The sequence below is a fragment of the Streptomyces sp. NPDC031225 genome (assembly GCF_055570355.1).
Window position 1 is genome coordinate 404,155 of record NZ_JBVIHJ010000002.1, and the last position, 15,699, is coordinate 419,853.

At 71.0% G+C, this 15,699-nt stretch carries 11 protein-coding genes; 7 read left to right on the forward strand and 4 right to left on the reverse strand.

Annotation, left to right across the window (positions count from 1 at the left end; genetic code table 11):
• Positions 1-106: 106 nt before the first annotated feature.
• The 7 genes from ACZ48Z_RS04730 to ACZ48Z_RS04760 all read left to right on the forward strand — a co-directional run bounded on the left by ACZ48Z_RS04730 (position 107) and on the right by ACZ48Z_RS04760 (position 8,253).
• Positions 107-1,048 carry a M56 family metallopeptidase gene (locus ACZ48Z_RS04730; protein ID WP_468734313.1) on the forward strand — a complete coding sequence of 314 codons (942 nt, stop codon included), beginning with the start codon at positions 107-109 and terminating at the stop codon, positions 1,046-1,048.
• Between the two features lie 237 nt (positions 1,049-1,285).
• Positions 1,286-2,071, forward strand: coding sequence for a GntR family transcriptional regulator (locus tag ACZ48Z_RS04735; RefSeq protein WP_468734314.1), 786 nt, complete (start codon positions 1,286-1,288; stop codon positions 2,069-2,071).
• A 32-nt stretch (positions 2,072-2,103) separates the two neighbouring features.
• Complete coding sequence (locus ACZ48Z_RS04740) at positions 2,104-2,331, forward strand: 4Fe-4S dicluster domain-containing protein (protein ID WP_007383981.1); 228 nt, start codon at positions 2,104-2,106, stop codon at positions 2,329-2,331.
• A 13-nt stretch (positions 2,332-2,344) separates the two neighbouring features.
• Positions 2,345-3,688, forward strand: coding sequence for an ABC transporter substrate-binding protein (locus ACZ48Z_RS04745; RefSeq protein ID WP_468734315.1), 1,344 nt, complete (start codon positions 2,345-2,347; stop codon positions 3,686-3,688).
• Positions 3,685-4,638 (forward strand): ABC transporter permease, encoded by a 954-nt coding sequence (locus tag ACZ48Z_RS04750; RefSeq protein WP_468734316.1) that lies wholly within the window; start codon positions 3,685-3,687, stop codon positions 4,636-4,638. Before ACZ48Z_RS04745 ends, ACZ48Z_RS04750 begins: the two co-directional genes overlap by 4 nt.
• On the forward strand, positions 4,622-5,464 hold the full coding sequence (locus ACZ48Z_RS04755) for an ABC transporter ATP-binding protein (RefSeq protein ID WP_468734317.1): 843 nt from the start codon (positions 4,622-4,624) through the stop codon (positions 5,462-5,464). The genes ACZ48Z_RS04750 and ACZ48Z_RS04755 overlap by 17 nt, the downstream gene beginning before the upstream one ends.
• Positions 5,461-8,253 carry a fumarate reductase/succinate dehydrogenase flavoprotein subunit gene (locus tag ACZ48Z_RS04760; protein WP_468734318.1) on the forward strand — a complete coding sequence of 931 codons (2,793 nt, stop codon included), beginning with the start codon at positions 5,461-5,463 and terminating at the stop codon, positions 8,251-8,253. The genes ACZ48Z_RS04755 and ACZ48Z_RS04760 overlap by 4 nt, the downstream gene beginning before the upstream one ends.
• 60 nt (positions 8,254-8,313) lie before the next feature.
• Here the strand turns inward: ACZ48Z_RS04760 and recQ are convergent, their stop codons facing one another.
• The 4 genes from recQ to nuoL all read right to left on the reverse strand — a co-directional run bounded on the left by recQ (position 8,314) and on the right by nuoL (position 15,686).
• Positions 8,314-10,308 carry a DNA helicase RecQ gene (gene recQ / locus ACZ48Z_RS04765; protein ID WP_468734470.1) on the reverse strand — a complete coding sequence of 665 codons (1,995 nt, stop codon included), beginning with the start codon at positions 10,306-10,308 and terminating at the stop codon, positions 8,314-8,316.
• Between the two features lie 190 nt (positions 10,309-10,498).
• The gene (nuoN, locus tag ACZ48Z_RS04770; protein ID WP_468734319.1) at positions 10,499-12,148 is read right to left on the reverse strand and encodes an NADH-quinone oxidoreductase subunit NuoN; all 1,650 of its coding nucleotides are present in this window, start codon (positions 12,146-12,148) and stop codon (positions 10,499-10,501) included.
• Positions 12,145-13,716, reverse strand: coding sequence for an NADH-quinone oxidoreductase subunit M (locus ACZ48Z_RS04775; RefSeq protein WP_468734320.1), 1,572 nt, complete (start codon positions 13,714-13,716; stop codon positions 12,145-12,147). The genes nuoN and ACZ48Z_RS04775 overlap by 4 nt, the downstream gene beginning before the upstream one ends.
• Positions 13,717-13,721: 5 nt before the next feature.
• Positions 13,722-15,686 carry an NADH-quinone oxidoreductase subunit L gene (nuoL, locus tag ACZ48Z_RS04780; RefSeq protein ID WP_468734321.1) on the reverse strand — a complete coding sequence of 655 codons (1,965 nt, stop codon included), beginning with the start codon at positions 15,684-15,686 and terminating at the stop codon, positions 13,722-13,724.
• Positions 15,687-15,699 lie beyond the last annotated feature (13 nt).

Sequence of the window (15,699 nt, forward strand, 5' to 3'; positions counted from 1 at the left end):
GCACGCGTGGGACGACGCACGGCCGCCGCTTCGAACCCGCCTCACCCGCACCACTCCGTCTCTGCGCCTCCTCCCCTTCCTCCGACCAGGATCCGGAGCCCGTGGCATGATCCTCTGCCTGCTCCTGCTCAGCACCGTCGCTGCAGCGGCCGCCGTGCCGGTTCCGCGTGCGCTCACACGGGCCTCGTGGCCCGAACGCGAACCGGTGGTCGGCCTGTGGGTGTGGCAGTGCCTGGTCGCCACGGTTCTGCTGTGCTGCCTCACGGCGCTGGTGCTCGGGGCGGCAGCGGTCTTCCACACGGTCCGCGACCATGTGTTCGCCCCGGCGCCGCCGGCCGTGACCGCGGCGTACGACCTCTCGGCCGCGCCGGTCTGGGCCGCCGCGCTGACCCTGCTGCTGGCGAGCGGGGCCGCGTGGACCACGGCCATGCTGGGCCGTGAACTGGCCGAGGCCCGCCGGCGGCACGATGTCGCCCGTGCGCATCTGCGGGAACGCGCGCCGGACCTGCCCGCCGGGCTGGACGCGGGGTCCCGCGGTCCGCTTCTCGTCCTGGAGGACGAGTATCCGGACGCCTGGTGGATGCCGGGCAACCCGCCGCAGCTGATCGTGACGACCGGTGCGCTCCACCGCCTCACCGACCACCAGCTGAACGCGGTCCTCGCCCACGAGCGGGGGCATGCGCGCGCCCGCCACGACTGGCTGCTGCACCTCTCCACCGCGTTGGCCACGGGGTTCCCGCGGGTGCCGCTCTTCGCCCACTTCTGCGACCAGACGCACCGCCTGGTGGAGCTGGCGGCGGACGACACGGCGTCCCGCCGGTGCGGTCATCTGACCACCGCGCTGGCCTTGATCGAGCTGAACCAGCACCGGGGGGTGCTGTCGTGTGCGTCCAGCCATCGGCTGCTGGGCGAGCGGGTCGACCGGCTGCTGGAGCCTCCGCCGCGGTTGCTGCGGCGGCAGCGGGCGCTGACCACGGCGACGGCTGCGCTGGTGCCGTTGCTGCCGCTGCTGATCGTGTTCGGGCCGGGGTTGTCGGCGCTGGCGTAGGCCGACGGGACGGTCCCCGGCGCAGACGGTCGGATTTCGGCTGCGGGCCGGTGGGGGCGGGCCGCGCAGTTCCCCGCGCCCCCACGTGGGTGCGGTCGTGGCTGGTTCCTTCACCAGGTGGCACATGTCACCCCATGGCACCGGAAACCGCAGGTCAGCCACTTATCTGTCATGGCGTCAGGTGGCGCAACAATTCCGCAACACTGCCTTTCCTACCGTCTAGGTATGGTTCCAGCCATGCCATCCACCGACCGTATCCGGGACCACGCCGGCCAGGGCGCGACCACCGTCGCCGCCCGCGCCCGGCGCCGGCTGCGCGCGGACCAGGCACGGCAGCTCGCCGATCTCCTCCGTCACCAGCTCCTCACCGACGGTTTCCCGGACGGCACGCTGCCCCACGAGACGACCCTCGCCGTCGACTACCGCGCCTCCCGCAACACGGTCCGCCAAGCCCTGGACCTGCTCCGCGCCGAAGGCCTGGTCGAACGCCTCCCCGGCGTCGGCACCGTGGTCGTGGGCCACAAGTACCCCCACGGCCTGGACCGTCTGATGGGCCTCGCGGAAACCCTCCGCGAACACGGCACGGTCACCAACGAGGTCCGCACCATGGGCCCCGCCCCCGCACCGCACCCGGTGGCCCGGCGCCTCCAGGTCGCCCCCGGGACCGACGTCCTCTACATAGAGCGCCTGCGCCGCCTGAACGGCCTTCCGCTCTCCCTCGACCTCACCTACGTCCCCCTCGACATCGGCACCGCCCTGCTCGGCGCCGACCTGGAGAACACCGACGTCTTCCGGCTCCTGGAGACGATCACCGGCCAGGGTCTCGGCCACGCCGAGATCACCCTGGAGGCGGTGAACGCGGACGCCCACTCCGCCGCCGTACTGGAGGCCCCGCGCGGCGCGGCCGTCCTGATGCTGGAACGCCTCACGCACCTCGCCGACGGCCGCCCGGTGGATCTGGAGTTCATCCGCTTCCGCGGCGACCGCATCACGATGAGCGGCCTGCTGCACCGCTCCCTGTAGAACCCCCTGCTCGCACATTCCTGGAGACAGCCATGCCCTTGGTGCCCCAGCGGGCCGACGTGCCCGTGACCATCGACGAGTCGAAGTGCATCGACGGCTGCACGCTCTGTGTGGACATGTGCCCGCTGGACTCCCTGGCCATCGACAACAGCAGCGGCAAGGCCTATATGCACGTCGACGAGTGCTGGTACTGCGGACCGTGCGCGGCCCGCTGTCCCACCGGAGCCGTCACGGTCAACATGCCCTATCTGCTCCGGTGAGAGGCGAACTCCCATGAGAAACACATCAGTTGCCGCCCTTGCCGCCCTCCTTCTGTTCCCCCTGGCGGGTTGCGGTGGCAGCGCGCAGGCGGGCGACGGATCCACGGTCACCGTCACCGTCGGCTACCAGTCCAAGACCATCAACACGGTCACCGCCGGCACCCTGCTGCGCTCCCTCGGCTACTTCGAGAAGGAGCTGAACTCGCTGCACGACGGCAAGACCTACAAGGTCGACTGGCAGGACTACGCCACCGGCGCCCCGATCACCGCCCAGATGACCGCCGGGAAGATCGACATCGGCTCGATGGGCGACTTCCCGCTCCTCATCAACGCGGCCCGCGGCAAGCAGCTCGGCAAGCCCACCCGCCTGGTCTCGGTCACCGGCTACAACCTCCGCGGCGGTCTCAACACGATCGTCACCTCCCCCGACTCGAAGCTCGCCTCGCTGAAGGACCTGCGCGGCACGAAGGTCTCCACCAGCATCGGCTCCGCAGCCGACGGCACCCTCGTCCGGGCCCTCCAGCGGGCCGGAATCGATCCCGACAAGGGCATCGAGAAGCTCAACCAGCAGCCCGCGGTGGGCGCTTCGGCCCTGTCGGCGGGCAGCACGGACGCGCTGTCGCAGTTCGTCGCCTGGCCGGGTCTGCTCGCCTACCAGGGCAAGGCGAAGGCCCTGTACGACGGTGCCGAACTGAACCTCCCCACCTTCCACGGCGTCACCGCCCGCGAGGACTTCGCCAAGGACCGCCCCGCCGTCCTGGAGGCCTTCCTCAAGGCCCAGGCCGAGGCCACGGACTATCTGAACGACCACCCCGTCGCCGCCGCCGAGAAGGTCGCGAAGGCCACCTCCCTGCCCGCCGAGGTGGTCTACCTCTACAACGGCGCCCACGGCATCGCCACCTTCGACCCGGCGGTCAAGCCCCAGCTGGTCGCCGCCCTGAAGGAGGACGTCTCGGTCCTGAAGGCGGCCAAGCTGACCGGCGACGTGGACGTGGACTCCTTCGTCGACGACCAGTACGTCAAGAAGGCCCTCGGCGCGGACTACACCAAGCGCCTGTCCGCCGCGCCCGCAGCCGCGGCGAGCGAGGTCTGGCCCAAGGGCGCCGCCGAGACCCGGAGCTTCAAGACGCCCGCCGAACTCCTGGCGTACGTCTCCGCGCACCGGGCCGGCATCCGCGCCGCCTACGTCCCCGACGCCACCACCGGCACCCTGTGGTTCGCCGACAAGGCGGTCTGGGTGTCCGACGGCGACCAGCTCCTCCCCTTCGTCGCCCCGGAGACCGCGAACGCCTACGTCTCCGCGCACGGTGGCGCCCGGATCGTCTCGTACGCAGACGCCCTGGAGCAGGCGTCGTGAGCGGGCGGGCACCAGGGGCCGGAGGGTTCCGGCCCCGGTATCCGCGGCGGGCGGGCCGGTTCGTGATCCGGCTGGCCGCGCTCGCCGCCGCCCTGGGTCTGTGGCAGCTGCTGACCAGCCTGGACATCGATCTGTGGCTGCGCTTCTCGCAGTTCCCGACGGTCACCGACGTGGCGAGCACCTTCGCCGACCGGCTGTCCGGCGCCGACTACTGGACGGACCTCACCGACAGCCTCACCCGCATCCTCACCGGCTTCCTCCTCGCCGCGGTGCTCGGCGTGGCGACGGGCGTGCTCGTGGCGCGCTCGCGTCTCGCCGAGGACCTGCTCGGACCGGTGCTGGAGGTGATCCGCCCGATCCCGGCGATCGCCCTGGTCCCGGTCGCGATCCTGCTGTTCCCCTCCAACGAGCAGGGCATCGTCTTCATCACCTTCACCGCCGCCTTCTTCCCCGTCCTCGTCTCCACCCGGCACGCGGTCCGCGCGCTGACCCCCGTGTGGGAGGAGGCCGTGCAGACGATGGGTGGCGGCCGGTGGCGCATCCTCGCCTCGGTCGTCCTGCCGGGCGCCCTGCCCGGCATCTTCGGCGGCCTGTCCGTCGGCATCGGCGTCTCGTGGATCTGTGTGATCTCCGCCGAGATGATCTCCGGTCAGTACGGCGTCGGCTACCGCACCTGGCAGGACTACACCGTCGTCAACTACGCGGGCGTCTTCGTCGGCATGGTCACCATCGGCGTCCTCGGCTGGCTCACCTCCACGGCCGTGGAACTCCTGGGCCGCCGGCTGACGCGCTGGCTGCCGCGGACGTCGTACGACGGCACCGGCCGCTCCCGGCCCGGCGCTGCCACCCCGGCCGGCGGCGTCACGCGGGTGCCCGCCACCGCCGCGCACGCCGAGCCGTCCCCACCCGCTTCCAGGACCGAGGAGGCACACGATGAGCACCTCGTCTGACACGTCCGAGGCGATCGGTACGTCGCCGAAGGCTTCCGGTACCGGCGGTAGGACCCGCCTGAACCAGGCGGCCCCCGCAGCGGCCACCTCCGTCCGCGGTACCCGCCTCACCCTCACCGCCGCCGACCTGGGCCGCCCCGACGCGCCCGTGCTGACCGGCGTCGACCTGGACATCGCCGCCGGTGAGATCGTCACCGTCGTCGGCTCCTCCGGCTGCGGCAAGTCGACACTGCTGCGTACCCTGGCCGGCCTCCTCCCGCTGCTCGGGGGCGAGGTCGCCCAGGACGGCCGGCCCCTCACCAGGCCCAGCGCCGAGCGCGCCCTGGTCTTCCAGGAGGACGCCCTCCTGCCCTGGCGCACCCTGCGCGCCAACGTCGAACTCCCGTTGGCCATCAAGGGGTTGCCGCGCGCCGAACGGCGCACGCAGGCCGAGTCGTGGCTCGACCGGGTCGGACTCGCCGACCGCGCCCAGCAGTTGCCGCACCGGGTCTCCGGTGGGCAGCGCCAGCGCGCGCAGCTGGCCCGCGCCCTGGCCGGCCGCCCCCGTGCCGTCCTGATGGACGAACCCTTCGGCGCCCTCGACGCCCAGACCCGCGCCGGCATGCAGGACCTGCTGGTCGAGGTGCTGCACGGCACGGGCGCGACCGTCGTCTTCGTCACCCACGACGTGGACGAGGCCCTGTTCCTCGGCGACCGCGTGGCGCTCCTCGGCAACGGCCGGCTGACCGCCGTACGCGACGTCCCGCGCCCCCGCGACCGTACGGCGCACGACGATCCCGCGCGTGTGGCGCTGCGGCGCGACGTCCTCTCCTCGCTCGGCACGTGAAAGGCACCCTGGTGGACACCCCTCTGCAGATTCCGGCCCTCGACGAGGCCGAGGAGCTCACCTGCGACGTCCTCGTCATCGGCGGCGGCACCGCCGGCACGATGGCCGCCCTGACCGCAGCCGAGCACGGCGCGAACGTCATCCTGCTGGAGAAGGCCCACGTCCGGCACTCCGGCGCCCTCGCCATGGGCATGGACGGCGTCAACAACGCGGTCATCCCCGGCCGCGCCGAGCCCGACGACTACGTCGCCGAGATCACCCGCGCCAACGACGGCATCGTCGACCAGTCCACCGTCCGCCAGACCGCCACCCGTGGCTTCGGCATGGTGCAGCGCCTGGAGTCGTACGGCGTGAAGTTCGAGAAGGACGAGCACGGCGACTACGCGGTCCGCCAGGTCCACCGCTCCGGCTCCTATGTGCTGCCGATGCCGGAGGGCAAGGACGTCAAGAAGGTCCTGTACCGGCAGCTGCGGCGGCGCGAGATGCGGGAGAGGATCCGCATCGAGAACCGGGTGATGCCGGTGCGTGTGCTGACCGCCGAGGGGCAGGCCGTGGGCGCGGTCGGCCTCAACACCCGCACGGGTGCCTTCGTCACGGTCCGCGCGGGCGCGGTGATCCTGGCGACCGGTGCCTGCGGCCGCCTGGGCCTGCCCGCCTCCGGCTACCTGTACGGCACCTACGAGAACCCGACCAACGCGGGCGACGGCTACGCCATGGCCTACCACGCGGGCGCCGAACTCACGGGCATCGAGTGCTTCCAGATCAACCCGCTGATCAAGGACTACAACGGCCCCGCCTGCGCCTACGTCGCCAACCCCTTCGGCGGCTACCAGGTCAACCGGCACGGCGAACGCTTCGTCGACTCCGACTACTGGTCCGGTCAGATGATGGCCGAGTTCGCGGCGGAGGTCGCCTCCGACCGGGGCCCGGTGTACCTGAAGCTGAGCCATCTTCCGGAGGAGTCGATCTCGTCCCTGGAGTCGATCCTGCACTCCACGGAACGGCCCACCCGGGGCACCTTCCACGAGGGCCGCGGTCACGACTACCGCACCCACGACATCGAGATGCACATCTCCGAGATCGGCCTGTGCGGCGGCCACTCGGCCTCCGGCGTACGGGTCGACGACCACGCCCGTACGACCGTGCCGCGCCTCTACGCCGCCGGCGACCTGGCCTGCGTCCCGCACAACTACATGATCGGCGCGTTCGTCTTCGGTGACCTCGCGGGCGCGGACGCGTCCCAGTACGCCCCGTACGAAGGGGAGTTGCCGCTCGACCAGCTCCGCGAGGCGCACGAACTGATCTACCGCCCGCTGCACAACCCGGACGGCCCGCCGCAGCCCCAGGTCGAGTACAAGCTCCGCCGCTTCGTGAACGACTACGTGGCCCCGCCGAAGTCCGGCGCGCGACTCTCGCTCGCCCTGGAGGCGTTCGAGCGCATGCACACCGACATCGCCGCGATGGGCGCGCAGACCCCGCACGAGCTGATGCGCTGCGCCGAGGTCTCCTTCATCCGCGACTGCGCGGAGATGGCCGCGCGCGCGTCCCTGGCCCGCACGGAGTCCCGCTGGGGCCTCTACCACGACCGTCTCGACCACCCTCAGCGCGACGACGCCTCCTGGTTCCACCACCTCGACCTGCACAAGTCCCCCTCCGGTGCGATGGAGTTCACGGCTCGTCCCGTGGCTCCCTATCTGGTCCCGATCGACGAGTTCACGCCGGTCGGCGGTCCCTCCCGGCACATCGGCGAGGTGCACGCCGAGGACGTGGCCACGGCCGGCTCCAGGGACCTGGCCCCGGTCGCGACCGGACTCCTCGACACCGGGGCGGACGGAGCCGAACCGCTCGGTGGTCCCGGCCCGTCGGAGGCGGCACCGGCCGAGCAGGTCTCCGGCCGCATCCTCGAACTCGTCGCCCTCGCCGAGGAGGAGCCCGAACTCGACGCCCTGCGGCCCTACTTGGCCGACCCGGTGGCTGCGGTGCGCCGCGAGGCCGTCGCCGTCCTCACCGAGACGGTGCCGCCGGGAACGGGACCCGCCCTCGCGGACGCACTCCGCGACCCCGCCCCCGAGGTCCGGGCCGCCGCGGCCGCTTCCCTGCGGGAACTCGTCGAGACGCTTCTCCCGGAGCCCACCCTGCGGGACGGCCTGGCCGCCGCTCTGGCCGAGTCCGACCCGGTCGTCCGCGCCGCCGCCCTGGACGTCCTGCGTGCCCTGCGCCTCGGGGACGCCGAGCTGTTCGCCGGGTCCCTGACCGACTCGGACATCGCCGTCCGCATCGAGGCCGTCCGTGCCCTCGTCTCGGTGGACGCCGCAGCCGAGCTGGCCCGCGCGGCGGTCACCGATCCGTCCCGCGAGGTCCGGGTGACGATCGCCAAGGCGCTGGCGACGGTGTCGGCGGAACGCCCGCTCGATGCCGTCCTCGACGCTCTGACCCGGCTCACCGAGGACCCCGACGCGCTGGTGCAGGGCGCGGCCTACGGGGCGCTGGCCACCACCGGCTGCCCCGCACCGCTCGCCACCCGTGCCGTGACCGCCCTGTCGGCCTCCGCGTGGCAGGTCCGGTCAGGTGCGGCGACGGCGCTGTCCGCCGCCGACCCGGACGTGGCCGTCCCCGCCCTCGCCAAGGCCCTCGCCGACCCGAACGCCGACGTCCGCAAGGCCGCCGTCCTCGCCCTGACCCGGCTCACCGGCACCGAGGACGCCCGCGCGGCCCTGGCCACGGCGACGACGGACTCGGACGCGGACGTCAGGGCGTATGCGGCGAAGGGCCTGCAGAACCGGCCCTAGAAACCACCCGCACCAACGACCGGAGCCCCGGGACCGCCGGCATCGTCCGCGCCCGGGGCCCTATATCCAGTCCTCCGGCTCGGGCTCGGCGTCCATCTCGGGCCAGTGGTCGTCCGTCGTGCCGGTCGCCGTGCCGGTCCCGGCCGGCGCGGCGTCCTGTGCGGTGTCCTGTGCCGGACCCCCGTCCAGGGCAGCCAGCACGCCGATCACGCCCTCCCCGTACGTCGCGAGCTTCTTCTCACCGACCCCGCCGATGCTCCCGAGCTGCGTCACCGACGTGGGCCACGCCGTGACGATCTCCCTGAGCGTGGCGTCGTGGAAGATGACGTACGCCGGGACGCCCTGCTCACGGGCCTGCTCGGCGCGCCAGGCACGCAGGGCCTCGAACGCCGGGACCAGTGCCTCGGGCAGCTCGGCCACCGGGGCCTTGGCCCTGCCCCGCCCGGACGAGGAGGCCGACTTGGCGGTCGCCTGCTTCTTCGGCTCCTTGCGCAGCGGGACCTCCCGCTCTCGCCGCAGCACCTCGCCGCTCGCCTCGGTCAGCACCAGGGTGCCGTACTCCCCCTCGACCGCGAGCAGCCCCTGGGCCAGCAACTGCCGGACCACGCCCCGCCATTCACCCTCGGAGAGGTCCTCGCCGATACCGAAGACGGACAGCTGGTCGTGGTCGAACTGGATGACCTTGGCGGTGCGCTTGCCGAGCAGGATGTCGACGATCTGCACCGCCCCGAACTTCTGCCCCCGCTCCCGCTGCAGCCGCACCACCGTCGACAGCACCTTCTGGGCGGCGACCGTGCCGTCCCAGGTCTCGGGCGGGACGAGACAGGTGTCGCAGTTGCCGCAGCCCGCCTGGCCGGGCTCCTGACCGAAGTAGTTCAGCAGCTGCCCGCGCCGGCACTGAGCCGTCTCGCACAGTGCCAGCATCGACTCCAGGTGGGAGGCGGCCCGGCGCTGGAACGCCTCGTCGCCGTCGCTGGACTGGATCATCTTCCGCTGCTGTATGACGTCGTTGAGGCCGTACGCCATCCATGCCGTCGAGGCCAGCCCGTCGCGGCCCGCGCGGCCCGTCTCCTGGTAGTAGCCCTCGACCGACTTGGGCAGGTCGAGGTGGGCGACGAAGCGGACGTCCGGCTTGTCGATGCCCATGCCGAAGGCGATGGTCGCCACCACGACCAGGCCGTCCTCGCGCAGGAACCGGGACTGGTGGGCGGCGCGGGTGCCCGCGTCCAGACCGGCGTGGTACGGGACGGCCTCGACGCCGTTGCGCGAGAGGAACTCTGCCGTGGCCTCCACGGACTTGCGCGAGAGGCAGTACACGATGCCCGCGTCGCCCGCGTGCTCCTCCCGCAGGAAGGCGAGCAGCTGCTTCTTGGGGTCGGACTTCGGCACGATCCGGTACTGGATGTTGGGCCGGTCGAAGCTCGCCACGAAGTGCCGGGCCGTCGGCATGCCCAGCCGCTGGGTGATCTCCTGATGCGTCGCATGCGTGGCCGTCGCCGTCAGCGCGATCCGCGGCACGTCCGGCCAGCGCTCGCCGAGCAGGGACAGAGCCAGGTAGTCGGGCCGGAAGTCGTGGCCCCACTGCGAGACGCAGTGCGCCTCGTCGATGGCGAAGGCCGCGATCTTGCCGCGCGAGAGGAGGTCCAGCGTGGAGTCGAGCCGCAGCCGCTCCGGGGCGAGGTAGAGCAGGTCCAGCTCTCCGGCCAGGAACTCGGCCTCCACCGCGCGGCGCTGGTCGAAGTCCTGCGTGGAGTTCATGAACCCGGCGCTCACACCGAGTGCCCTGAGCGCGTCCACCTGGTCCTGCATCAGCGCGATGAGGGGTGAGACGACGATGCCCGTGCCGGGTCTCACCAGGGACGGAATCTGGTAGCACAGCGACTTGCCGCCGCCGGTCGGCATGAGGACGACGGCGTCCCCGCCGGCGACCACATGCTCGATGATCTCTTCCTGCTCGCCGCGGAAGGCCTCGTATCCGAAGACCCGGTGGAGCGTGGCCAGTGCCTCGCTGTCGGTCACCCCTGGCATCTCGCTGATCCCGCCCATCCCGCCCATTGTTCCGTCCCCCGTATGTCGTCCCTCGATCACTGCCTCCACGATAGGCGTCCGGACTGACAGCGTCGGAGTTATCCACAGGCCGGGGTGGTGTCTCAGGAGGGCCCGCCGTGACCCCGGCCCTGGCCGAACGCGTCGGGCCCCGGCTCCCTCGCGGGAAAACCGGGGCCCGGCGCACACGCACCGCAGGTCAGCGCACGAACACTCCCGCCTGGTTCGCCAGGTCGAGGAAGTACTGCGGCGCCACACCCAGCACCAGCGTGACGGCCACGCCGACTCCGATCGCCGTCATCGTCAGCGGCGACGGCACGGCGACCGTCGGTCCGTCCGGCTGCGGCTCGCTGAAGAACATCAGCACGATCACCCGGATGTAGAAGAACGCCGCGATCGCCGACGAGATCACACCGACCACGACCAGCGGCGCGGCGCCGCCCTCCGCCGCCGCCTTGAACACGGCGAACTTCCCGGCGAACCCGGAGGTCAGCGGGATGCCCGCGAAGGCCAGCAGGAACACCGCGAACACGGCGGCCACCAGGGGCGAACGACGGCCCAGCCCCGCCCACTTGGACAGGTGCGTCGCCTCGCCGCCGGCGTCACGGACCAGTGTCACCACGGCGAACGCGCCGATCGTGACGAACGAGTACGCGGCGAGGTAGAAGAGGACGGACGACACCCCGTCCGGCGTGGTCGCGATGACACCCGCGAGGATGAAGCCGGCGTGCGCGATCGAGGAGTACGCCAGCAGCCGCTTGATGTCGGTCTGCGTGATCGCGACGATCGCACCGCCCAGCATGGTGACGATCGCGACGGCCCACATGACCGGCCGCCAGTCCCAGCGCAGGCCGGGCAGCACCACGTACAGGATCCGCAGCAGCGCGCCGAACGCGGCCACCTTGGTCGCCGCCGCCATGAAGCCGGTGACCGGGGTCGGTGCGCCCTGGTAGACGTCCGGCGTCCACATGTGGAACGGCACCGCGCCCACCTTGAACAGCAGGCCCATGATGATCATCGCGGCGCCGATCAGCAGCAGCGCGTCGTTGCCCATGGTGTCCGCGAGCGCCGGGTCGACCGTGGCGATCGTGCCGTCGACGACCTTGGCGATCGTGCCGTACGACACCGAGCCCGCGTAGCCGTACAGCAGGGCGATGCCGAACAGGGTGAACGCGGAGGCGAACGCGCCGAGCAGGAAGTACTTGACCGCGGCCTCCTGCGACATGATCCGCTTGCGGCGGGCCAGTGCGCACAGCAGGTACAGCGGGAGCGAGAAGACCTCCAGGGCCACGAACAGCGTCAGCAGGTCGTTGGCCGCCGGGAAGATCAGCATGCCCGCGACCGCGAAGAGCAGCAGCGGGAACACCTCGGTGGTGGTGAACCCGGCCTTCACCGCGGCCTTCTCGCTGTCGCTGCCCGGCACGGAGGCGCCCTGGGCCGCGAACGAGTCGGTGCGGTTGCCGTGCGTCTCGGGGTCGAGCCGCCGCTCGGCGAAGGTGAACAGGCCGACCAGGCCCGCCAGCAGGATCGTGCCCTGGAGGAAGAGGGCCGGTCCGTCGACGGCGATGGCACCCATGGCCGCGATGCCGGACTTGGTCGTGGCGTATCCGTTCGCGGCGAGCACGACGACCGCCACGAAGGCCCCGACCAGCGCCAGAGCGGACATGATCCACTGGACGTGGTAGCGGGCTCTGCGCGGGACGAACGCCTCGACCAGCACCCCGATGAGCGCCGCGCCCAGGACGATCAGGGTGGGCGACAACTGCCCGTATTCGATCTTCGGCGCGTCGATCTTCGTGATCGGGTCGGCCGCGGTTGTCCACAGGCTGTGGACGACTGTTGCGCTCACTTGGCCGCCTCCGCCTCGGGCTGGGGGTCCTTCTTGTGTACGTCGGACATGGTCGACTTCACCGCCGGGTTGACGATGTCCGTGACGGGCTTCGGGTAGACGCCCAGGAAGATCAACAGCACGATCAGCGGGGCGACGACCAGGAGTTCCCGCACCCTGAGGTCGGGCATCGCGGAGACCTCCGGTTTCACCGGGCCCGTCATCGTCCGCTGGTAGAGGACGAGGGTGTAGAGCGCGGCGAGCACGATGCCGAAGGTCGCGATGATGCCGATCGCCGGGTAGCGCGCGAACGTGCCGACCAGGACCAGGAACTCACTGACGAACGGTGCGAGCCCGGGCAGCGACAGCGTGGCCAGGCCGCCGATCAGGAAGGTGCCGGCGAGTACCGGGGCGACCTTCTGCACCCCGCCGTAGTCGGCGATGAGCCGCGAGCCACGCCGCGAGATCAGGAAGCCGGCCACCAGCATCAGCACGGCCGTCGAGATCCCGTGGTTGACCATGTAGAGCGTCGCCCCGGACTGGCCCTGGCTGGTCATCGCGAAGATGCCCATGATGATGAAGCCGAAGTGCGAGATCGACGCGTACGCCACCAGCCGCTTGATGTCCCGCTGGCCGACCGCGAGCAGCGCCCCGTAGATGATGCTGATCACCGACAGGACGAGGATCGCGGGCGTCGCCCACTTGCTGGCCTCCGGGAAGAGCTGGAGGCAGAAGCGGAGCATCGCGAAGGTGCCCACCTTGTCGACGACCGCCGTGATGAGCACGGCGACCGGGGTGGTGGCCTCGCCCATCGCGTTGGGCAGCCAGGTGTGCAGCGGCCACAGGGGCGCCTTCACCGCGAAGGCGAAGAAGAAGCCGAGGAACAGCCAGCGTTCGGTGTTGGTCGCCATGTCGAGCGTGCCGTTGGCCCGCGCTTCGGCGATCTCCTGGAGGCTGAAGTTCCCGGCGACCACGTAGAGGCCGATGACCGCGGCCAGCATGATCAGGCCGCCGACCAGGTTGTAGAGGAGGAACTTCACCGCGGCGTAAGAGCGTTGGGTCGCCGCGTTCTCGTCGGACCCGGCGTGGGCCCGGTCCCCGAAGCCGCCGATGAGGAAGTACATCGGGATCAGCATGGCTTCGAAGAAGATGTAGAAGAGGAAGACGTCGGTGGCCTCGAAGGAGATGATCACCATCGCCTCGACGCCCAGGATCAGGGCGAAGAAGCCCTGCGTCGGCCGCCACCGCTTGCTGCCGGTCTCCAGCGGGTCGGCGTCGTGCCAGCCCGCGAGGATGATGAACGGGATCAGCAGCGCGGTCAGCGCGACGAGCGCCACCCCGATGCCGTCCACGCCCAGTTCGTAGCGGACCCCGAAGTCCTTGATCCAGGCGTGGGACTCGGTGAGCTGGTAACGGTCGCCGTCCGGGTCGAAGCGCACCAGGACGACGGCGGCCAGCGCGAGGGTGGCGAGCGAGACGAGCAGCGCCAGCCATTTCGCGGCGGTGCGGCGCGCGGCCGGCACGGCGGCCGTGGCGATCGCCCCGATCGCCGGGAGCGCCGCCGTCGCTGTCAGCAGAGGAAAGGACATCGGTATCAGACCGCCCTCATCAGCAGGGTCGCGGCCACGAGGATCGCCGCGCCGCCGAACATCGAGACCGCGTACGACCGCGCGTAGCCGTTCTGGAGCTTGCGCAGCCGGCCGGAGAGACCGCCGACCGAGGCCGCCGAGCCGTTGACCACGCCGTCGACCAGGGTGTGGTCGACGTAGACCAGGGAGCGGGTGAGGTGCTCTCCGCCACGGACCAGGACCACGTGGTTGAAGTCGTCCTGGAGCAGGTCGCGCCGGGCAGCCCGGGTGAGGAGCGACCCGCGCGGGGCGACGACCGGGACCGGGCGCCTGCCGTACTGGAGGTAGGCGAGCGCGACGCCGATGACCATGACGGTCACCGTGGCCGCCGTGACCGTCGTCGCGCTGATCGGCGAATCTCCGTGACTGTGCCCGGTGATGGGCTCCAGCCAGTGCAGGAAACGGTCGCCGATGCTGAACAGTCCGCCCGCGAAGACCGATCCGAAGGCCAGCACGATCATCGGAATCGTCATGGACTTGGGGGACTCGTGCGGGTGGGGCTCGGCATGTTCCCCGTGGTGCTCGGCGGCGGGCTCGGCGCTCGGAGCCTCCGGGGAGCGGGTGGGCTGGTTCTTCCAGCGCTCCTCCCCGAAGAACGTCATCAGCATCACGCGCGTCATGTAGAAGGCGGTGATGGCCGCGCCCAGCAGGGCGCAGGCGCCGAGGATCCAGCCCTCGGTGCCGCCCTTGGCGAAGGCGGCCTCGATGATCTTGTCCTTGGAGAAGAAGCCGGACAGGCCCGGGAAGCCGATGATGGCGAGGTAGCCGAGGCCGAAGGTGACGAAGGTGACCGGCATGTACTTGCGGAGGCCGCCGTACTTGCGCATGTCGACCTCGTCGTTCATGCCGTGCATGACCGAACCGGCGCCGAGGAACAGCCCGGCCTTGAAGAAGCCGTGCGTCACCAGGTGCATGATCGCGAAGACGTAGCCGATGGGGCCGAGGCCCGCGGCGAGGACCATGTAGCCGATCTGAGACATGGTCGAGCCGGCCAGCGCCTTCTTGATGTCGTCCTTCGCGCAACCGACGATCGCACCGAACAGGAGCGTGACCGCGCCGACGATGGTGACGACGAGCTGTGCGTCGGGCGCCGCGTTGAAGATGGCTCCGGAGCGGACGATCAGGTAGACGCCCGCGGTCACCATCGTCGCCGCGTGGATGAGGGCCGAGACCGGGGTCGGGCCCTCCATGGCGTCCCCGAGCCAGGACTGCAGCGGCACCTGGGCGGACTTGCCGCAGGCGGCGAGCAGCAGCATCAGGGCGATGCCCGTCAGCGTGGCCTCGGACGTGCCGTCGACGAGTCCGGGCTTGTCGTGGGTGCCGAGCACCGGGCCGAAGGCGAAGGTGCCGAACGTCGTGAACATCAGCATGATCGCGATCGACAGGCCCACGTCGCCGACGCGGTTGACCAGGAAGGCCTTCTTCGCCGCGGTGGCCGCGCTGGGCTTGTGCTGCCAGAAGCCGATCAGCAGGTAGGAGGCGAGACCGACGCCCTCCCAGCCGACGTACAGCAGAAGGTAGTTGTCGGCGAGGACGAGCAGCAGCATGGCCGCGAGGAACAGGTTCAGATAGCCGAAGAAGCGGCGGCGGCGCTCGTCGTGCTCCATGTACCCGATCGAGTACAGGTGGATCAGCGAGCCGACGCCGGTGATCAGCAGCACGAACGTCATCGACAGCTGGTCGAGGCGGAAGGCGGCGTCCGCCTGGAAGCCCTCGACCGGGACCCAGCTGAACAGGTGCTGGGTGAGCGTGCGGTGTTCTGCGTCCTTGCCGAGCAGGTCGGCGAAGAGGACGGCGCCGAACACGAAGGAGGCGCCGGCGAGGACGGTGCCGATCCAGTGGCCGACGGCGTCCAGTCTCCGGCCGCCGGTCAGCAGGACCGCCGCTCCGAGCAGAGGCGCCGCGATGAGCAGCGCAATCAGGTTCTCCACGATTCAGCGACCC